The 19,944-nt window shown below is 49.9% G+C and carries 16 protein-coding genes; 11 read left to right on the top strand and 5 right to left on the bottom strand.

Annotation, left to right across the window (positions count from 1 at the left end; genetic code table 11):
- Nucleotide 1: 1 nt before the first annotated feature.
- Both H9X84_RS03505 and H9X84_RS03500 read right to left on the bottom strand, forming a co-directional pair.
- A complete protein-coding gene (locus H9X84_RS03505) occupies nt 2-1,348 on the bottom strand; it encodes an LCP family protein (protein WP_205132945.1) in 1,347 nt (448 codons plus the stop codon).
- Between the two features lie 4 nt (nt 1,349-1,352).
- Nucleotides 1,353-2,585 carry an LCP family protein gene (locus tag H9X84_RS03500; RefSeq protein ID WP_205132944.1) on the bottom strand — a complete coding sequence of 411 codons (1,233 nt, stop codon included), beginning with the start codon at nt 2,583-2,585 and terminating at the stop codon, nt 1,353-1,355.
- 304 nt (nt 2,586-2,889) lie between these two features.
- Here H9X84_RS03500 and H9X84_RS03495 point away from each other — a divergent pair, with 304 nt between their 5' ends.
- The 8 genes from H9X84_RS03495 (at nt 2,890) to H9X84_RS03460 (ending at nt 13,573) form a co-directional block, all read left to right on the top strand.
- Nucleotides 2,890-4,797 carry an LTA synthase family protein gene (locus tag H9X84_RS03495; protein WP_205132943.1) on the top strand — a complete coding sequence of 636 codons (1,908 nt, stop codon included), beginning with the start codon at nt 2,890-2,892 and terminating at the stop codon, nt 4,795-4,797.
- Nucleotides 4,798-5,370: 573 nt separating this feature from the next.
- Nucleotides 5,371-6,762 carry a sodium-dependent transporter gene (locus H9X84_RS03490; RefSeq protein ID WP_205132942.1) on the top strand — a complete coding sequence of 464 codons (1,392 nt, stop codon included), beginning with the start codon at nt 5,371-5,373 and terminating at the stop codon, nt 6,760-6,762.
- A 569-nt stretch (nt 6,763-7,331) separates the two neighbouring features.
- On the top strand, nt 7,332-8,723 hold the full coding sequence (locus H9X84_RS03485; RefSeq protein WP_205132941.1) for a sodium-dependent transporter: 1,392 nt from the start codon (nt 7,332-7,334) through the stop codon (nt 8,721-8,723).
- Between the two features lie 503 nt (nt 8,724-9,226).
- A complete protein-coding gene (locus H9X84_RS03480; protein ID WP_205132940.1) occupies nt 9,227-10,618 on the top strand; it encodes a sodium-dependent transporter in 1,392 nt (463 codons plus the stop codon).
- A gap of 186 nt (nt 10,619-10,804) precedes the next feature.
- Nucleotides 10,805-12,064, top strand: a complete 1,260-nt coding sequence (locus H9X84_RS03475) for a glycerate kinase (protein WP_330612248.1) — start codon at nt 10,805-10,807, stop codon at nt 12,062-12,064.
- A 403-nt stretch (nt 12,065-12,467) separates the two neighbouring features.
- Complete coding sequence (locus H9X84_RS03470; RefSeq protein WP_243423506.1) at nt 12,468-12,704, top strand: spore coat associated protein CotJA; 237 nt, start codon at nt 12,468-12,470, stop codon at nt 12,702-12,704.
- Nucleotides 12,701-12,985, top strand: coding sequence for a spore coat protein CotJB (locus tag H9X84_RS03465; protein ID WP_205132939.1), 285 nt, complete (start codon nt 12,701-12,703; stop codon nt 12,983-12,985). The genes H9X84_RS03470 and H9X84_RS03465 overlap by 4 nt, the downstream gene beginning before the upstream one ends.
- Nucleotides 12,986-13,573 (top strand): manganese catalase family protein, encoded by a 588-nt coding sequence (locus H9X84_RS03460; protein ID WP_205132938.1) that lies wholly within the window; start codon nt 12,986-12,988, stop codon nt 13,571-13,573. It begins immediately after the preceding gene.
- Between the two features lie 184 nt (nt 13,574-13,757).
- Here H9X84_RS03460 and H9X84_RS03455 read toward each other — a convergent pair whose 3' ends face one another.
- From H9X84_RS03455 to H9X84_RS03445, 3 genes are all read right to left on the bottom strand, one after another.
- On the bottom strand, nt 13,758-14,984 hold the full coding sequence (locus H9X84_RS03455; RefSeq protein WP_205132937.1) for an aspartate kinase: 1,227 nt from the start codon (nt 14,982-14,984) through the stop codon (nt 13,758-13,760).
- An 18-nt stretch (nt 14,985-15,002) separates the two neighbouring features.
- A complete protein-coding gene (thrB, locus tag H9X84_RS03450) occupies nt 15,003-15,905 on the bottom strand; it encodes a homoserine kinase (protein ID WP_205132936.1) in 903 nt (300 codons plus the stop codon).
- A gap of 97 nt (nt 15,906-16,002) precedes the next feature.
- Nucleotides 16,003-16,446: an ACT domain-containing protein gene (locus H9X84_RS03445; protein WP_205132935.1), complete on the bottom strand. Its 444-nt coding sequence runs from the start codon at nt 16,444-16,446 to the stop codon at nt 16,003-16,005.
- A gap of 327 nt (nt 16,447-16,773) precedes the next feature.
- Between H9X84_RS03445 and H9X84_RS03440 the strand changes: the two genes are divergently transcribed.
- The 3 genes from H9X84_RS03440 (at nt 16,774) to H9X84_RS03430 (ending at nt 19,942) form a co-directional block, all read left to right on the top strand.
- Nucleotides 16,774-18,333 (top strand): hypothetical protein, encoded by a 1,560-nt coding sequence (locus H9X84_RS03440; RefSeq protein ID WP_205132934.1) that lies wholly within the window; start codon nt 16,774-16,776, stop codon nt 18,331-18,333.
- A gap of 32 nt (nt 18,334-18,365) precedes the next feature.
- Complete coding sequence (locus tag H9X84_RS03435) at nt 18,366-19,466, top strand: pyridoxal phosphate-dependent aminotransferase (protein WP_205132933.1); 1,101 nt, start codon at nt 18,366-18,368, stop codon at nt 19,464-19,466.
- A 71-nt stretch (nt 19,467-19,537) separates the two neighbouring features.
- Nucleotides 19,538-19,942 carry a hypothetical protein gene (locus tag H9X84_RS03430; RefSeq protein WP_205132932.1) on the top strand — a complete coding sequence of 135 codons (405 nt, stop codon included), beginning with the start codon at nt 19,538-19,540 and terminating at the stop codon, nt 19,940-19,942.
- Nucleotides 19,943-19,944: the final 2 nt, after the last annotated feature.

Below are 19,944 nucleotides of genomic sequence, written 5' to 3'. Positions count from 1 at the left end.
TCTAGGATTCCTTTGTCCCCAGCACAATGCGGATATCTGTCCCCGCGGAAAGCTCTTCCGGCGCCACTTCAATGACAGCGTCCGTAAAGTAGGAAATCAGATCCTCTCCCATGCCTTCGCTCTTGACCTGTATTCTGGTCTGGGCAGACTGGGTTCCCGTATAGTTGGTGGGCTCCGTCAAAGTATAGCCGTCCGCTTCCAGCGTCTCTGTAAACCGTCCCGCCAGGCCGGCTACGTTGCCGCCGTTGCAGACCTCAATGGTCAGAGATTTGCTGTCTGTGCTTCCTTCTGTTCCCGTATTGGTCTGATAGAAGATCTGATCCACCAGCTGCGCCGTCCCTGCCGCGTCATGGACAAAGTAGGAAACGCCGCCGATATACTGGCCCGCGCCGGGAATGGTTTGCATGGTAATCTTGTTCAGGTCAATTTTTTCGATATAGTTTACATATTTCAAAGCGTCCGCCAGTGTAATATCTGTTTCCACGTCTTTATACAGCACGTCGATATAGTCCGGCAGGTTTTTCAAAATGGTTTCGCTGCTGAGCACCTTCTGGGCCAAAGCCTTTAAGAACAGCTGCTGCACCTCAATACGGCCTTCATCGCCGGTAGGATATTTCCTGTAACGCACCAGCTGCTCTGCCTCATCGCCGTTCAATGTCTGCAATCCGGCGTCCAGATGGATATACAGATCCTGCGCGGGGTCCTCATAGTCCATATCCTGAGGCACATCCACTTCTACGCCGCCCACTGCGTCCACGATCTTGCGGAAGGCGTCCAGATCAATCTTGATATAATGGTCGATGCTGATGCCCAGCAGATCCTCAATCTGCAGCACTGTGTTTTCACAGCACTTGTCCCCGGCGCTGTAAGAATGGATGGCGTTAAGCTTTGTCACCTGATTATAGGCATGTCCACCCTCCTGATAGTTCTCCACCACCGCGTCACAGACGGACACTCTGGTATCTCTGGGCAGAGAAACCAGATCCATGCTTTCCTGGGCGCTGTCGTAATGGATCACAAACATAACGTCCGTTCTGGCGCCGTCTTTATCCGTGCCGAATACAGCCACATTCATTTTCACATTTCTCTTTAACAGCGCATCCAGGAAATTCATATCCGAAGCATTGGAAATATCCACGCTGCCAAAGGGGCTTTCCCCGGTGATCTTGTAATAGGCAAAAGCCGCGCCGCCGGACAGCACCAGAAAAGCCGCCACAATGGAAATCACGATTTTGAAAAATGTCTTGACGGGATGGAACTGTTTCTTCTTTTTTCTGGGACGGTAGTCCTCATACCCCTCGTAATTATCATAATCAGCCCGATGGCTTCGTCTTGTTTTTCTGCTCATATCCTCACCCGTTCGTCGTCTCTGTCATATCCGTTGTTTCCGTCAGCGCCCCATCCTCTGTTTCGTCCGCCGGCGGTTCAATGTCATAGATCCGGTAGTCAATCAACTCTTTGGTGGCTTCCTCGTCCATATCGAAGTAGGAACCGCCCTCGCCGGGAATGGTATCCGTCGTCACCGTCGCCGGATCGATCTGCGTCACATACTTGGCATACTGCAAAGCCGTGGACAAAGGCATATTGGTCTCTGTTTTCTCCAGGCCGATCCGGATCAGACTGTCCAGATTATCCAGTATGGACTTGGTGCTGCACACCTGCTCAATGAAGGCCTTCATAAAGTCCTGCTGTACCTGAATTCGTTTCAGATCCCCCTGGGCATAGCCGGAACGGAAGCGCACCAGCATTTCCGCCTCGTCGCCGTGGAGCACCTGCTCCCCGGGATACAGGTCGATGTACAGTCCCTGGGCCGGATCGGAATAATACAGCCGTTCCTCCACATTGAAGGTTACGCCGCCCACCGCGTCCACGATTTCCTTAAAAGCGTCCAGATTGATTTTCACATAGTAGTCAATGTCAATCCCCAGAATCTCCTCCAGCATAGCCACGGAAAAGGCGCATCTGTTCCCTTCGCCGGCATAGGCATGAACCTCTGTCATCTTGCACTGACCATATACGCCGGTTTTGTCCGGCACATATTTTCCGTTTTTCTCCAGATAGGAGATCATTTCATCTGTCATGGTCACTCTGGTATCTCTGGGCACGGAGATCAAATGCAGTTCCTTTGTTTTTACGTGGAAGCTGGCAACAATATTTACATCTGTCCGGAAGCCGTCCCCATCCGTACCGAAAATGGCGATATTGAGAATCTCGTCCTCCACCTCCGAGGACTGGGCCGCCGTAGCCACAAAATCCGGCTTTTCCGCCTTCTGCTGCCACAGATCCAGTTTGGTATAGATCTTTGCCGCCGCAAAAGTCGCCGCCAGAATCAGCACCAGCGCCACACACAGCAGAATCTCTCCTCTGCGCCGTTTTCTGCGCATTTCCATCTGCTTGATCCGATTGCGCTGCATCCGGGTCCCCAGCCTGTGCTGCTGGGCATACCGTTCCTGCTCGATCCATTCCTGCCGGCTGTATTCCTGCTGCCGGCGCCGCATTTTTTCCGCATATTTCCGCTCCCGCTCATAATCGGGATGCACCTGCGCCCGTCTTCTGTGACGCTGGTCCGTTCTGTTTTCTTTCATGGGTAATTCTCCTAGATCTATTCTTGTTTGATTTCCCCGAAAAATGGCATAATCAATTTATTATAGCAAATCTGTTATTTTATGACAACAAAAAATGCCCAATTTCCGCCATTTTCTCTCCCGGCTGCCGTTTTTTTCCGCCATCCGACTCCCCGGGGCCGCCCTTCTTTCTTTTTTCCTCTCCCTGAAAAAACAACGCCTCATTTCTTAACTTTCCCCCGGATTTCTTTACTTTTCCCAGCATTTCCATTATAATACCGAATCAGTAAATACATTTTTCCATCAACATAAAGGAGGTTCGCTTATGGACCAAAACACTTCCCCACAGACGGAACAGCCGCGCCGTTCTTTTTGGGACCGCCCATGGAGTATATGGGCCTTCCTCCTGTTGGGCGCCGTTTTCGCTATGGGATTGATTTTTCTGATTTCATCCACCAGCCGGCTGCATGTGGCTTACCACCTGCTGCAAAGCCCCACGCTGATCCTGTGGAACCTGCTGCCTCTGCTGGCTATGATCCTGTTGCTGTACTTTCTCTCAGGACGAGCTCTTTTTTCGGTGCTGCTGGTAAATCTGGTGTGGGTGCTGCTGGCGGTTTCCGACAAGATCAAGATTTCCATGCGGCAGGAGCCGCTTCTGCCTACGGATCTGACGCTGGTGCAGGAGGTTATGGCGATTTTAAAAACCTTCCCCACCTCCCAGATTTTGCTGATTCTGCTGGGGATTCTCTGCGGGCTGGCAGTGCTGGTATTCGCCTTTGCGCGCTCCTCCAACCCCAGACCTTCCCTGAAAACACGGCTCATCGGTCTTTGTGTGCTGGCGGCGGCCGGCTTCGGTCTGAATACGGCGGTCTATGCCGACACCGGACTCTACGATGGCTATCCCGTCATCGACAACCCTTATTTCCAGGTAAATCAGTATAATTCCAGAGGACTGGTCTATTCCTTTTTCCATCAGGCCAATATTGCCCGGATACAGCCTCCGGAAGGATACAGCGCTTCCGCCTATGACGCTTTGGAAGCGGAGGAAAGCACGGCCATAGACAGCACCAGACTCCCCCATGTTATCATGATTATGGGAGAGGCCTACTCTGACCTGAGCGAAAACGAACATATCAGCTTTGAGGGGTATACGGACCCCATGGAGAATTTCCGGGCATTGTGCCAGAAGGAAAACGCCGTCAGCGGACATATTGTGGTCGCCAATTTCGGCGGCGGCACCTCCAATACGGAGTATGACGCCCTGACCGGCCTGTCCACCCGATTCCTGGATACGGCCCTGCCCTCCTACAACTTTATCCGCCACGAGATCGACGCTCTGCCCTACCGTCTGGCACAGGCAGGCTACGATACCCTTTCCATCCACCCCGGCTACGCCTGGTTCTACAACCGCCAGAACGTATACCCGGATATGGGCTTTGATGAGTGTCTCTTCCTGGAAAACGCCTTTGATCTGGCTACCCAGGGTCTGGGCGGATATGTCAACGAAGAAGCCACCATGGACATGATTCTGGATACCTTCGAAGAACATCTGGCGGAAAGCGACGCGCCTTTGTTCTCCTTTACGGTAACCATCCAGAACCATGGACCTTATGAAGGAAAATACGGTACGCTGGAGCCCAATTTCTCCACGGATGTGGAACTGAGCGATACGGAAACGGATCTGCTGACCCAGTATTTCTACGGCATGGCTGATGCCGATGAGCAAATCGGCCGGCTGGTGGACTACGCGCAGGCCTCGGACGAACCTGTCGTTCTGGTCTACTTTGGAGACCATCTGCCCGGATTCTCCAACGGCACCGCCTTTTTTGACCTGCTGGATTATCCCATGGATACCAATGGATCTCCGGAAGAACAGACCGCTGTCTATGAGACTCCCTTCGTGATCTGGGCCAACGACAGCGCCGAGGAACTCTGCGGCTTCTCTGAAAATGCAGCGGCGGCCGCGCTGCCGGAAAACGGCCTCATCAGCGCCAGTTATCTGGGCGGTCTGACGGCGGAACTCATTGGGGCGAAAGATCTTTCTCCCCTGTTCTCCTTTACCAATGAACTGCGCCGGGAACTGCCTGTCCTTTCCGATATGTACAGCATTGATGCCAACGGAAATTACATGACGGAGCTTTCCGCCGAACAGCAGGAAAAGCTGGAACTTCTCATTGGATGGCAGTACTACAAGCTCTTTGACCAGAGCCTGCCCACTTCCGCAAAAGAATAACCCCGCAGGCAGGAAGCGGATAATCCCGTTTCCTGCCTGTTTTTTTGCCTTTTCTCCTCTTTTTCTTCCTTCCGCCGTTTTTCCCGTCTCGAAAACTTTTTTCTTTTTAGTAAAAAAACATTGTTTTCTCCTTCTTTTGTCTGACATATTCCAGTTTTTTCCAATTCCCGATTGAATTTTATGCCATAATATTCCTTATATTTCCATTTATTCCATAAATTTTTTGTAAATATTTGTTATTTCGCTTACAAATTTACATTGTTTCACACTTCTCCAATCTATCAACTTTTCTTGATTTGTCAGCATTTTCACGCTCTATATATGCATTTGATACAAAAAAATATTTTATTTTTTCAATTTTCTATTGAAATTATGATATAAATACGTTAAAATACAGGTGTGTGGAAACTGTTTCCTGTGAATGAAGAAACAGTTTCGTATCAATAAACATAAGAAAGGAGGATCGTTCCCGGCACAGCCAGTTCCGCATCAGTCCAGCTCGTGTCAAAAGGGACCGCGGAACAAAACAACGAACTCATACTTTTATAAAATCTAGTACAAGGAGGAAATACTATGACTGCTTCGACTGAAAACCGTGGACAATTTGGTTCCAAACTAGGCTTTATCCTTTCCGCAGCCGGCTCCGCTGTTGGCTTGGGCAATATCTGGAAATTCCCCGGCAAAGCATACAGCTGCGGCGGCGGTGCCTTCCTGGTAATCTACATCCTGATGGTTATTTTCATCGGTACTACCGTAATGCTGGGCGAATTCGTTCTGGGCCGTAAAACGCAGAAGAACGCCATCGGCGCCATCCGTGAACTGAACTCCAAGTTCGCCTGGGTCGGCGGTCTGGGTGTCCTGACCGGCTTTATTATTCTTTGTTACTACTGTCAGGTTGGTGGCTGGACCATCAAATACATCATCGGTTATATTACGGAATCCTCTACGATCTACGCAGATCCTATGAGCTACTTCCTGAATAACCTGCTGGGCGCTGACCGCTTCCCCGTACAGGGCGCGATCATCTTTCCTCTGATCTTCCTGTTCCTGACAGCATTCATCATCAGCCGTGGTGTTGCGGAAGGTATTGAAAAAATGAGTAAGATCCTCATGCCTCTGCTGTTTATCTTGCTGATCGGTCTGATGATCCGCTCCTGCACACTGCCCGGCGCAGACGCAGGCGTAAAATACATGCTGCACTTTGATCCTTCCACCATCGACGCAAACGCGTTCCTGGTAGCGCTGGGACAGGCGTTCTTCTCTCTGTCCCTTGGTATGGGCGTTATGATTACATACGCTTCTTATCTGAGCAAAGACGATAACCTGATTACCAATACCGGTATTATCTGTTTCCTGGATACCTGTGTAGCTCTGTTCGCAGGCTTCATGATTATCCCCGCCGTTTTCGCAACCGGCATCGACCCTGGTATAGGCGGCGGCTTCGCATTCGCAACACTGGCCGGCGTATTTATGTCTATCCCCGGCGGTACTATCTTTGGTATTCTGTTCTACTTCCTGCTGTTCTTCGCGGCAGTAACCTCCTCTACCTCCATTCTGGAAGGTACGGTAGCCTTCCTGGTAGAAGAAAAAGGTATGGAACGTAAGAAAACCGTTGTTATGGTCAGCATCGTACTGTTCATCATCGGTGTAATCTACACACTGTCTCAGGCACACATGAGCATCAAAGGTATCTGGATCAGCCGCGAAGGTATCACCTACCCCATCTTCGGCGACTTTATGGAATACCTGACCGACCGTCTGCTGCTGCCTCTGGGCGCTCTGGCAACCACTGTATTCGCAGGCTGGATCTGGGGTACAGACAATGCCATCAAAGAAGCAACTACCGACGGCAAATACAAATTCGCGCTGGCTCCTCTTTGGGCTTTCCTGCTGAAGATTGTGGCTCCTATCGCCATTATCATCATCATCTTCGCAGGTATGTTCCTGGGTATGTCCATCTCTTAATAACAGTAAACCATCTCTGAAAAGATCCCGCACGGGATCTTTTCTTTTTGTGTTTAGTTTTTTCCTCTAAGTAAATATTTTCGTACAATCATACTTTCTTTTTTTGTACTGCATTTTGTACAATTTTTCCGTTTTTTTAATTTTTTTCTTATTTCTTATGGCTCTTTCTTCCATATTTTTCCATTTTTATTCCAGTCTCAAAAAAAATTTTGACAATGAAACCGTTGATTTTTCACCATTTATTTACATTTTGACCACTTCTTAACAAAATCTTTATGGATTTCTTTATAAAAATTTTATAAAGTATTGGTAGGGAAACGAAAATTTCTCATCTCAGTAACCATTTTTCAATTAAAGATTCGACTCTTATCAGACATTTCAAAAAAAGGAGGATAGGAAAAGCGTGATCTTACAAAAGCGAAATCATCATATCAAGAAAAACCTGTTATTTTACTTTTGCTTATTCTGGTAAACTTCGTCGAAACTTTGATCTCCGTCGGAAAGCAATGTGCCCGCTCCAACTTTCCGACGTAACAAAAAGTGGGTATCTTTTTAAAAGGAGGAATACTATGTCAACAACAGTAGAAAATCGTGGCCAATTTGGTTCCAAGATAGGCTTTATTCTTTCGGCAGCAGGTTCCGCAGTAGGTCTGGGTAATATCTGGAAATTCCCCGGCAAAGCGTATAACTGCGGCGGCGGCGCTTTCCTCATCATCTACATTCTGATGGTTGTTTTCATCGGTACTACTGTAATGTTAGGTGAATTTGTTATCGGTCGTAAAACACAGAAAAACGCTATCGGCGCTATTCGCGAACTGAATGCCAAATACTCTTGGATCGGCGGTCTTGGCGTATTAACCGGTTTTATCATCCTTTGTTATTACTGCCAGGTTGGTGGCTGGACCATCAAGTACATTGTTGGTTATATTACAGAAGTTTCCACCATTTACGCTGACCCTATGGCTTACTTCTTAAATAATCTGTTGGGTGCTGATCGTTTCCCTGTTCAGGGTGCTATCATTTATCCTCTGATTTTCATTTTCCTGACAGCATTTATCATCAGCCGTGGTGTTGCAGAAGGTATTGAAAAAATGAGTAAAATCCTCATGCCTCTGCTGTTCATCGTACTGATTGGTTTGACAATTCGTTCCTGCACACTGCCCGGCGCAGACGCAGGCTTGGCTTATATGCTGCATTTTGACGCTTCCACAATCAACGCAAATGCGTTCTTGGTTGCGCTGGGGCAGGCGTTCTTCTCACTGTCCCTTGGTATGGGCGTTATGATTACATACGCTTCTTACCTGAGCAAAGATGAAAACCTTGTTTCCAATACAGGTATCGTATGTTTCCTGGATACTTGCGTAGCTCTGCTGGCAGGTTTCATGATCATCCCCGCTGTATTCGCAACAGGTATTGACCCCGGTATGGGCGGCGGCTTCGCATTCGCTACTCTGGCAGGCGTATTCATGTCTATCCCCGGCGGTACAATCTTTGGTTGTCTGTTCTACTTCCTGCTGTTCTTCGCGGCAGTAACCTCTTCTACCTCCATTCTGGAAGGTACTGTAGCCTTCTTGGTAGAAGAAAAAGGTATGGAACGTAAGAAAACTGTTGTTGTTGTCAGCATCGTTCTGTTCATCATCGGTATTTTCTATACACTGTCTCAGGCACATATGAACCTGAAAGGTATCTGGATCAGCCGTGAAGGTATCTCTTATCCTATCTTTGGTGACTTTATGGAATACCTGACAGACCGTCTGCTGCTGCCTCTGGGCGCACTGACAACCACCATCTTTGCAGGTTGGATCTGGGGTACAGAAAACGCAATCAAAGAAGCTACATCTGATGGCAAATACAAATTCGCGCTGGCTCCTGTATGGGCATTCCTGCTGAGAATCGTAGCACCTATCGCGATTGCAATCATCATCATTGCAGGTATGTTCCTGGGTATGTCCATCTCCTAATCCGAACAAAGCGCGTCTTAAATGAATGTTCTGATTTATCTTCACGCTTTTTCCTATCACGATACAAAAACCGGAGGGTTTCCCTCCGGTTTTTTCGTTTCAGTAAAATTTACTCCCGCTAAATAGTATTTTTTTACATACAATTTTTCATTTTCAAAAGCTTTTACTAGCTAGATTTCATAATAAATCCGGCATTTTTTTACCATTTATTTACATTTTATCCAGTTCTTAACACGTTTTTTATGGATTTCTTTTCCCTCATGGAGTAAAGTGATACAAGAAGAACCGTTGAAATCCAATTTTTTTCAGACATTTTTTGAAATCATGTACACTTTTCAAAGCCAAAAGGAGGGACAAATGGAATTCAGATACCAGAAAATGCGGAATTATTTTCATCTTGTCTGAAAAGAGGCGGCTTTTCAAACACAAAACAGGAAACTGCTGATTCTGCACATCATCATTTCCAAAAACCAAACGGTTATTTTTAGAAAAGGAGGAATACTATGTCAACATCAGTAGAAAATCGTGGCCAATTTGGTTCCAAAATAGGTTTTATCCTCTCTGCTGCCGGCTCTGCCGTTGGTCTGGGCAATATCTGGAAATTCCCCGGTAAAGCGTATAACTGCGGCGGCGGCGCCTTCCTGATTATTTACATCCTGATGGTTGTATTTATCGGTACCACCGTAATGCTGGGCGAATTCGTTATCGGACGTAAAACACAGAAAAACGCCATCGGCGCCATCCGCGAACTGAATTCCAAATATACCTGGGTTGGCGGTCTTGGGATTCTGACCGGTTTTATCATCCTGTGCTACTACTGCCAGGTTGGCGGCTGGACTCTGAAATACATTGTAGGCTACATCACAGAGTCCTCCACCATCTACGCAGATCCCATGGCTTACTTCACCGGCAACCTGCTGGGCGCTGACCGCTTCCCCGTACAGGGCGCGATCGTTTACCCCATTATTTTCATTTTCCTGACAGCATTCATCATCAGCCGTGGTGTATCTGAAGGTATTGAAAAAATGAGTAAAATCCTGATGCCTCTGCTGTTCATCGTGCTGATCGGTTTGACCATCCGTTCCTGCACACTGCCCGGCGCAAGCGAAGGCCTGTACTACATGGTACACTTCGATCCTTCCACCATCAACGCAAACGCGTTCCTGGTAGCACTGGGGCAGGCGTTCTTCTCTCTGTCCCTTGGTATGGGCGTTATGATTACATACGCTTCCTACCTGAGCAAAGATGAAAACCTGGTTGCCAACACCGGTATCGTATGTTTCCTGGATACCATGGTTGCACTGTTGGCAGGCTTCATGATTATCCCCGCCGTTTTCGCAACCGGCATCGACCCTGGTATAGGCGGCGGCTTCGCATTCGCAACACTGGCCGGCGTATTCATGTCTATCCCCGGCGGCACCATCTTCGGTTGTCTGTTCTACTTCCTGCTGTTCTTTGCGGCAGTAACCTCCTCTACCTCCATTCTGGAAGGTACGGTAGCCTTCCTGGTAGAAGAAAAAGGTATGGATCGTAAGAAAACCGTTGTTATCGTCAGCATCATTCTGGCAATCATCGGTTTCTTCTACACCATGTCTCAGGCGCATATGGACCTGAAAGGTATCTGGATCAGCCGTGAAGGTATCTCTCACCCCATCTTCGGTGACTTCATGGAATACCTGACCGACCGTCTGCTGCTGCCTCTGGGCGCTCTGACTACCACCATTTTCGCAGGCTGGATCTGGGGTACAGACAACGCCATCCAGGAAGCAACTTCCGACGGCAAATACAAATTCGCACTGGCTCCCGTTTGGGCCTTCCTGCTGAAGATTGTGGCTCCTATCGCGATCGCTATCATCATCATCGCAGGTATGTTCCTGGGTATGTCCATTTCCTAATGTGCGGAAAGCAAATTCTTTTGACCGGAAAAATAATCTGAATTCCAGCCGCCGGTAATGAGGCGGTTCCAATGCGCGTGAACTCCAAAGGAGCTCACGCGCTTCTTTTTTTCTTTTTCTGACCGCTCTTTACAAAAGACGTTTTTTCCGTTATAACAAAAGAAAACCACTTTTCAGGAGGTCAAAATGATGAATTCCCCACTGCGACAAGACGCGCTTCATATCATAGAACAAACACTGCAAAAGGTCCTTCCGGAAACCGCCGTACATCGCGCGCTGGAAGGCCGCACCTTCCCCGGCCGTATTCTGGTGGTCTCCATCGGCAAAGCCGCCTGGACCATGGCAAAGGCGGCGGCGGAAGTACTGCCCCGTCTGGACGGCGGTATCGTACTGACAAAATACGGTCATAGTCAGGGCCCTATCCCCGGCTTCTCCATCCGGGAGGCTGGCCATCCCGTCACCGATGAAAACTCTCTGCTGGGTGCCGAAGAAGTGCTGCGCCTGGTAGAGCAAACCACGCCGGAGGATACGGTTCTCCTTCTTCTTTCCGGCGGCGGTTCCGCTTTGTTTGAAAAACCGGCCCAGGGCCTGACTCTGGCTCAGCTCCAGGACGTCAGCCGCCAGCTGCTGGCCTGCGGCGCCAATATTGTGGAAATCAATACCATCCGCAAACATCTTTCCGCTGTCAAAGGCGGCAGATTCGGCGCACTCTGCGCCCCTGCCTCCGTTTTTGTCATCGCCCTCAGCGATATTCTGGGAGACCGGCTGGATTCCATCGCCTCCGGGCCTGCCAGTCCCGACCAATCCACATCGGAAGAGGCCCTGGCCATTGTCAGAAAATATGGTCTGGTCTTTCCTCCCGCTGTTATGGAACAACTGAAAAAAGAAACGCCTAAGACACTGCCCAACGCCTCCGCCGTCATCACCGGCAGCGTCTCCCAGCTTTGCCATTTCGCGGCCGAAGAAGCCCAAAAACTGGGATATACCCCTCTGGTTCTGACATCCCAGCTGGACTGCGAGGCCAGAGAGGCTGGACGCTTTTTCGGCGCCATGGCACAATCTCTGGAAAAAGGCGGCAGCCTCTCTCCGCGTCCCACTGCCATTCTCTGCGGCGGGGAAACCGTCGTCCGCCTGACCGGAACGGGAAAAGGCGGCAGAAATCAGGAACTGGCCCTGGCGGCAGCACCTTATATGGATGGTCTTCCGCACGTACTGGTGGCTGCCGTAGGCTCTGACGGCACCGATGGCCCCACCGATGCCGCCGGCGGCATCACCGACGGCAGTACTATGGCAAAACTCCGACAGGCAGAAATCGACCTGGATGAAATTCTGGCGGATAATAATGCCTATGAGGCTCTGAAACAGGCCGACGGTTTGATTATGACCGGTCCTACCGGCACCAACGTCAATGACCTGTATTTCCTGCTCTTCCGCCCGAAGGAATAATGCTTTTCAAACAAGGGACTGCTTTGGAGCATCTTCATAAGAAAATAAGAAGGCTAACATCCTTATGAATTACATAAGAGTCAGCCTTGTTATTTTTTTGAGATTTTATTGGGAATGTTTTTAAAAGAAAATTGCTTTCGGGGCATCTTCATAAGAAAACAAAGATTGCCGGAATCCTTGCAACAAAGAGGATTACGGCAATTCAATTTTGATTGGTATCGTTTTCTTATGAAGACAGCCATTGCAGTTCCCCTTAAGAAAGCAAAAAACACGAAAATCGTTGTTTTCTTAAGGGGAGACTGCTTTCGGCGGGCCTTTTTTGATGCTTCTTTTTCTATATCCTTGCACCGATTGCCTGTCTTTGTCATATGATACCAGTGTAAACCAAAAAGGAGGAATTTCCATGAAAGAAATGTCTTCCGTATTCCTTTCCGATACGGAAACCTCACCGGAAATGGTCTGCGGCTTCGTTCAGGGAAACAACTGCCCGCTGGCCCAGGCCTATGTGCCGCCCCAGCCCTACGAATCTCCCTCCACACCGGAGCAAAGCCTCGCCTGCGGCACTGTTTTCCCGGCGCTTTCGATGCCTTACACCAGTATTTTCGCCCAGAAGGGCACGAAAAAGGGGGGAATGAAATGACACGCGATGAGTTGCTCCAAAAATTAACGGAAATGGACTTTATGGCTGTGGATCTGGCCCTCTATCTGAATACGCATCCAGAAGATACCGAAGCCCTCACCGCCTACCATCAGGTCATTTCCGCCGCCGATACCCTGCGGCTGAAATATGAGGAAGCCTACGGCCCGCTCTGCTCCTTCCGCAGCTATGGCACCAGCGATAAAAAATGGCAATGGATCGACGCGCCATGGCCCTGGCAGAAAGACTTTAATCCCAGTATGGCAGGAAAGGAGTGCGTATAAATGTGGATTTATGAAAAGAAACTGGAATTTCCCGTTCATATCAAAACCCCCGACGCCCGTCTGGCCAAAATCATGATCGAGCAGTACGGCGGCGGGGATGGCGAGATCGGCGCCGCTTTGCGCTACCTCAGCCAGAAATTCAGCATGATTACTCCTCAGGCACAGGCCACCCTCAATGATATCGGCACAGAGGAACTGGCTCATGTGGAAATGATGGGCACCATCGTCCATCAGCTGACCCAGGGCCTGACGAAGGATCAGATCATACAGTCCGGCCTGGATGCCTACTATGTTAACCATGGCTTTGGTCTGTTTCCCTCCGCCGCCTCCGGCGTTCCTTTTTCCGCTTCCGTCCTCCAGTCCAAGGGCGACCCCATCACAGATCTGTATGAGGATATGGCGGCAGAGCAAAAAGCCCGCAGCACCTACGAATACCTCATCGACCTGACCGATGACCCTGACGTTCTGGCGCCTCTGCGGTTCCTGCGGGAACGGGAAATCGTTCATTTCCAGCGGTTTGGCGAAGCGCTGGATATTGTCCGCCACCATCTGAATTCTACCCATTACTTCGACTTTAGAAAATCCTGAACTGCCACGTGGGCTTTCGGGCAATTTTCTTTTGCCTGACTTATTTTTCCCGCATGAGATTTGAAAAAAAGCTGAAATCTTTGTGATACAAAGATTTCAGCTTTTCTGTTTTGCCATGATTTTTATTAAAGAGAATCACCCTATGGGAAGACTGTTTTTCCTTTAGGGAGTTTCTTTTTTTATCTTAATCTCTTCTCATATTTACGGAAGCGATTTTAAATTTATCGTGTACAGCTACCATTGCTTCGTCAATATCCTTTTCCGCGATCAATACTGTGATCTTGATCTCGGAGGTAGAAATCATCTGGATATTTACGCCGGAATCATACATCGCTTCAAAGAACATGGCCGCAACACCGGGATTGGACGCCATGCCGGCACCAACGATGGACAGCTTCGCAACATTGTTGTCGTAAGCGATTTCCTGTGCTGTCAGACGTTCCTTGTTTTCCTCCAGCGCCTTGATGGCGATATCCAGATCGTCCTGGCCAATGGTAAAGGAGATGTCCTGTCTGCCGTCATAGCCGTTGGACTGCAAAATGATGTCTACGCTTACCTTTTCCTTGGCCATCAGATCGAAAATCTCAAAGGCCTTACCGGGCTCGTCCTTGACACCCAATACAGAAATACGGGATACATTCTTATCCGCAGCTACACCACTAACCAGCATTCTTTCCATCTTACATTCCTCCTTGACCTCAGTTCCCTCCGCGTCAGACAGACTGGAACGCACTACCAGTTTCACATTGTATTTTTTCGCCACCTCTACAGAACGGCAATGCAGCACTTTCGCGCCCAAAGACGCCAGTTCCAGCATCTCGTCGTAGCTGATCTCATCCAGTTTTCTGGCATCCTTTACCACACGGGGGTCCGCTGTATAAACGCCTTCCACGTCGGTATAAATTTCGCAGATATCCGCGTTCAGCGCCGCCGCCAAAGCCACGGCGGAGGTATCGGAGCCGCCTCTGCCCAGAGTCGTCATGTCTCCCAGCATATTCACGCCCTGGAAACCGGTGACCAGTACAATGTTGCCCCTTTCCAGTTCATTTTCGATTCGTTCGGAATGGATCTTCCGGATTCTTGCGTTGCTGTAATTGTTTGTGGTCTCAATGCCCACCTGTACGGCGTTGAGAGAGACCGCTCTGCCGCCCAGAGCATTGATGGCCATAGCCATCAGCGCCACAGACTGCTGTTCCCCTGTTACCAGCAGCATATCCATTTCTCTGCGGCTGGCCTTGGGATTGATCTCTTTCGCCTTGGCAATCAGGCCGTCTGTGGTCTTCCCCTGCGCAGACAGCACTACCACTACATCGTTGCCTTCTTCCTTGGTCTTCATAATCCGTCTGGCAACATTAAACACTCTTTCCGCGTCGGCGACAGAGCTGCCGCCGTATTTCTGCACTACTAACATCGTTTCCTTTCCTCCTGTTTATTCAGTCACTGCTTTTACGCCTTCCGTATCGGGCTCCAACAAGGTCAGTTCCCAATGATCCGGCAGTTTCGCAAAGCAGGCGGACATTTGATTTCTGAATTCCCCGGCTTTCTCTTTTGTAATAATTGCCATCAGCGTTGAACCGGCGCCGCTGAGGTAGCAGGCCAGTGCGCCCGCTTCTTTGGCCGCCGCGAAGATCTCCTCCATCCCCGGAATCAACACCTTCCGGTAGGGCTGGTGGATCTTATCGTCCATGGCCATTTCCAGGTTTTCATATTTCCCGCTCATCAAAGATGCCACCAGAAGCGCCGCCCGGGATACATTGTATACAACATCTCCCCGGGAATATTCCTGAGGCAGTACCCCTCTGGCTTTCTCCGTAGATACTGGGAAATCAGGCACCATTATAGCAAAAAACAAATCTTTCGGCAACTCTAAACATACGTGTTTGAGTGTATTTTCTTTCATAGCGCCCACAACCATGCCGCCAAAGAAGGCCGGCACCGCGTTGTCCGGGTGTCCTTCCAGCGCCGCCGCCATTTCCGCCAGTTCCTGTTTGCCGCAGGGACGGCCCGCCAGCTCATTGGCCGCCGTCAGCCCACCGACGATGCAGGCAGCACTGCTGCCCAGCCCCCGCACCATGGGGATATAATCCTCCTGGATCAGGCGCACCCCGGGCATGGGCAGGCCCTTCTGCTGGTAAAAATACCGCATGGTTTCATAAATCAGATTGGTCTCGTCAGTGGGGATCTCGATTTCCTGTTTCCGTTTGACCTGGATCTCCAGCCCTTCGGGGATCTCTTCCACCCACAGATGATTATACAGCTGCAAAGCCACACCGATGCTGTCAAAGCCCGGTCCCATATTAGCCGATGTTGCAGGAATTTGAATATGTATCATCATGCTCCTCCATTCCCAAATTTATTTTTTCTTCTTTATATACAGCAGAAAAGGAAAATCGTGCCGCCACTTTTACGGCACGAATTCCTGTGTTTTCTTATTCTCTGCCTATGATCTTAATGGACTGTACCCCCAGCAGGCTTTCCAGCTGCCGCATGAGCCTGCCGAACTCCCCGCGCATCTCGTTGGTCTCAATGGTAATGGTCACATTGGCGATGCCGTTGATGGGGATAGTCTGATTGATGGTCAAAATATTGGCGCCTTCCGTGGCGATGCTGTTAAGCACTGTGGAAAGCAGCCCCGGCGTATCATCCAGGTTCAAAGCGATGGTCACCGTTTTTCCTCTTGTATTCTCGTAAAGGGGATGCACGGCGTCACGGTATTTGTAAAAAGCGCTGCGGCTGATGCCCACACGATTGACGGCATCCTGCACCGTTTTTTCTTTTCTGCTCTCCAGAAGATTCTTTACCTCCATGACTTTCAAAAAGATCTCCGGCAATACACTTTTGTCCACGATAAAGAAATTCTTGTCTTCCTTCACGTTCTCTTCTCCCCTCTTTTGTTTTCCGTTTGCATACATTTGTTTCCGCTACAAGGAATATACCATATTCCCGGCATAGTTTCAACCGTTGCCCTCAGTTTTTTTCAAAAAGAACAGATTTCTGTCTTTTGCACAAAAACACTTTCGTTTTCCCCTTGTCCTTTTACATTTTTTCTTTCCCGTTTTTTCCCTGTTTTTATACCAGTTTCTCTTTTTTTGCCGGAACCGTTCACAAAACCGTCTTTTTCTGCTACAATGAAAATTGGCTTTTTTCGCCCTTTTTCGACGAAAGAAGCCCGAAATCTCTGCAAAAGGAGTCCATTTTTTATGGAACAGAAAAATACAACGCTGCGGCACGACGAACTGCTGCGGCTTTTTACCCATGAATATGAAAAATATGTTTCCCATATGGATGAGGGCTGTCGGGAACAGCTGTATCAGGTAGCACCTATGGTCTTTGCCAAGTGGTACCATACGGCGCTGGCGGCGGACACCATCCTTTCCCCAGTGAATATCATTTCACAGGATCTGGGCTTTGACGAGGGCGAGGCGGCTTATGTACTGGATATCTCCCCGGAGAAAGAGGGAAAGGAAAAATACAGTTTCCGCCTTCTGACCTATACGCTGGAGCGGCACCCGCTGCTGGCGGATCTGGCCCTTGTGCTGGATCATTGTCTGCCGGACTGTACCGTAGACGAAAACGGATTTTTCCCGGAGGAGGAGCGTGCCGCCCTGCTGGCCCGGCTCTCCTTTGCCGATGCGTTTTATCTGGACTACCTGACCCAGCTGTGCCGACAGCTTCGTTTGCTGGAGCCTGTCACCGCCATCCATGTCCATAAGGTACGCAAAAGCCCCAAAGCCGTGGAATTTCTTTCTCTGCCGCCCATAGAGCAGCTGGAACTGTTAAAGGAAGAGGCCTGCTATCTGGCGGCGGGACGGTTCCGCTACACCATGGATCTGGAGGCCGACACCATCGACAGCGGATTTTTTCTGGCCTGTCTGGAAGGCCATCAGGAGGTAGACGAGATCTTCGTCCGGTTCTATAAACGGGTAGATGTAGACATTTCCGATCTGTGGCAGACGCCGCCCTCCCATCTGACGGAGGAGGATCACGCCATTTTGTCCTCCCTGCTTTTTGCGGGGATCATGCTGGATAAATGGTTCCTGACGCCCATGAGCGTCTTTTTCCGGCTCATCCGCCCCATTTCCTTTACCCCCTTCCGGTTCTATCTGACGGTGAACCATCTGGCGGCTCTGTTCCTGATGGGACATAACATCAGCCCGGAGCTGTTCCTTCCTCCCAGCTATTACAGCTTGACTTCTCTGGGGAAGGCCCTGGCGGAAAATAAGGAACCAAAAGAAGAGGACCGGCAGAAAATGCCCCACGCCCTCAATTACGACCAGATTCTGGACGCCGTCGCCTCGGAATGGGAAATGCGCATCTATGAGGAGCTGCTGCGGGTGGAGGTGGCGCCGGAACTTTATGTGTTCCGGGTCTGTGTCGCCGAGGACGAAACCCTCTGGAAGGACATCGAAATCGAGACGCACAGCCATCTTCATGAGTTCTGCTGTGATCTTTGCGCCGCCTTCGGCATGGACGCTGTCTCGGATTACCTGCTGTCCGTACCGGACCAGAACGGCTTCCCGGTGGAATACGCCCCCATGGGCTCCAAAAGCGCTCTGAACAAGACCAACCGGCTGACTTTGGAGGAACTGCCCATACAAATAGATACCGCCCTCCGGCTGGTACCGGAAAAAAACAAAAAACTGGCGCTTCGTATCCTGCCGCTGGAAAAGAAACGCGGCAGCGGCTATCTCCAATACCCAAGAGTCAGGGCCCAGAGCAAAAAAATCACCCGACAGGAACAGATCGACGAGATCTATTAAATATATCATTATAAATAAAGAAGGGAATTATCATGCAGAATACCACGCTCATGCATCAGCACGGCGGCGATCTGGACGCCATTGAAAGAAAATATCATATTCCAAAGAAAGAGATTCTGGATTTCAGCGGGAATATCAACCCTCTGGGATTTCCTAAAAGTGTGGAAACCCTGATGGCCAAAAACCTCCATATCGTTTCCACCTATCCGGATAAGAAATACAAAGCCCTGCGGCAGGCCATCGGCCAGTATACCGGCGCGGACCCGGCGCATATTCTGGTAGGCAACGGCTCCACAGAGCTCATCAGCACCTTTATCAAAACAGTGAACCCCCAGCGCAGCGTCATTCTGGGCCCCGCTTACAGCGAATACGAACGTGAAGTGACCCTCTGCGGCGGCCAGTTCGACTACTTCCCCCTGGAAGAAAAAAACGACTTCCGCATTGATCTGGAGGGCCTTTTATCCGCTTTGACAGAGGATGTAGGCATGTTCATCGCCTGCAACCCCAATAACCCTACCGGCAGTGCCCTGACCGTATCCCAGCTGCGGACCATTCTGGCCCACTGCAAAAAAATTGGCGCTTCCGTTATGATCGATGAAACCTATATTGAATTTTCCGACCAGCTGGAGGAAATCTGCGCCATTCCTCTTACAAAGGAATTTGACAATCTTTTCGTCATCCGCGGCACCTCGAAATTTTTCGCGGCGCCGGGCCTGCGTCTGGGCTACGGCGTTTCCTCCAACGAAGAATTCCGCCGTCAGCTGCTGGAGCATCAGGACCCCTGGAGCGTTAACTCTCTGGCGGCCTTTGCCGGAGAGCATATGTTCACCGATACCATCTTCCACGAGACCTCTCAGCATCTGATCTCCTCCGAGCGCAAAAAAGCCCTGGCGGAGTTCGCCACATGGAAGCATCTGAAGGCTTACCCTTCCGCTTCCAATTTCATCCTGTTAAAGCTGCTGACGGATCGGATCACCTCCGCCCAGCTTTTTGAAAAACTGATCGTCAAGAAAATGCTCATTCGGGACGCGTCCACCTTCGCATTTCTGGATCAGACCTTCCTGCGGTTCTGTCTGCTGCGGCCCCAGGACAACGCCGCTCTCATAGCAGAGCTGAAATCTCTGATTGAGTAAAAAACTGACAACGTTATTTTCCGCGAAACAGGATATGCTATTTTAAACTTATGACGAAAGAAGGATGTCCGGTGAGTGCCATGACCAACAACGTCAGCAGCGATCTGCTCCGCGAAACATTGTCCCTTCTGCGCCAGGCGCTGTCCTGCTGGCGGCAGCAGGAGGGAAAAAACGTAATTTTTCTCAACAGCCAGGCCGCCTATGAAACCCTGTCCCGGCACTGCTGGGAGGGCCGTACTCTGGGCGGGATACTGGAGGAAATCGCCTGCTGTATCCCACTGGCGCTGACGGAGGAAAGCCTGCGTCAGTTCCTTTCCTCCTGTGAAAACCCGGAGGAAACGCTGGAAAAATTTCTGGAAAGCAGCAAGCGGGATTTTCTTCTTCTCCTGCTGTTTGCCGGAGATGATCCTCTCCTCTGGAAGTCCATTGAGGAACAATGCGAGCTGTTGCGGCAGACGCCCATAGATTGGAAGTGAAG

This window comes from Anaerotignum lactatifermentans (genome assembly GCF_016902535.1).
GTDB classification, from domain to species: Bacteria; Bacillota; Clostridia; order Lachnospirales; family Anaerotignaceae; genus Anaerotignum; species Anaerotignum lactatifermentans_A.
This window is presented reverse-complemented; position numbering and strand designations above follow the sequence as displayed.

Bases quoted from the DNA above. Each gene is read 5' to 3' on its own strand.
- H9X84_RS03495 (WP_205132943.1), top strand. From the start codon at position 2,890: ATGGACCAAAACACTTCCCCACAGACGGAACAGCCGCGCCGTTCTTTT.
- H9X84_RS03490 (WP_205132942.1), top strand. From the start codon at position 5,371: ATGACTGCTTCGACTGAAAACCGTGGACAATTTGGTTCCAAACTAGGC.
- H9X84_RS03505 (WP_205132945.1), bottom strand. From the start codon at position 1,348: ATGAGCAGAAAAACAAGACGAAGCCATCGGGCTGATTATGATAATTAC.
- H9X84_RS03500 (WP_205132944.1), bottom strand. From the start codon at position 2,585: ATGAAAGAAAACAGAACGGACCAGCGTCACAGAAGACGGGCGCAGGTG.
- H9X84_RS03470 (WP_243423506.1), top strand. From the start codon at position 12,468: ATGAAAGAAATGTCTTCCGTATTCCTTTCCGATACGGAAACCTCACCG.
- H9X84_RS03435 (WP_205132933.1), top strand. From the start codon at position 18,366: ATGCAGAATACCACGCTCATGCATCAGCACGGCGGCGATCTGGACGCC.
- thrB (WP_205132936.1), bottom strand. From the start codon at position 15,905: ATGATACATATTCAAATTCCTGCAACATCGGCTAATATGGGACCGGGC.
- H9X84_RS03480 (WP_205132940.1), top strand. From the start codon at position 9,227: ATGTCAACATCAGTAGAAAATCGTGGCCAATTTGGTTCCAAAATAGGT.
- H9X84_RS03475 (WP_330612248.1), top strand. From the start codon at position 10,805: ATGATGAATTCCCCACTGCGACAAGACGCGCTTCATATCATAGAACAA.
- H9X84_RS03460 (WP_205132938.1), top strand. From the start codon at position 12,986: ATGTGGATTTATGAAAAGAAACTGGAATTTCCCGTTCATATCAAAACC.
- H9X84_RS03465 (WP_205132939.1), top strand. From the start codon at position 12,701: ATGACACGCGATGAGTTGCTCCAAAAATTAACGGAAATGGACTTTATG.
- H9X84_RS03485 (WP_205132941.1), top strand. From the start codon at position 7,332: ATGTCAACAACAGTAGAAAATCGTGGCCAATTTGGTTCCAAGATAGGC.
- H9X84_RS03455 (WP_205132937.1), bottom strand. From the start codon at position 14,984: ATGTTAGTAGTGCAGAAATACGGCGGCAGCTCTGTCGCCGACGCGGAA.
- H9X84_RS03440 (WP_205132934.1), top strand. From the start codon at position 16,774: ATGGAACAGAAAAATACAACGCTGCGGCACGACGAACTGCTGCGGCTT.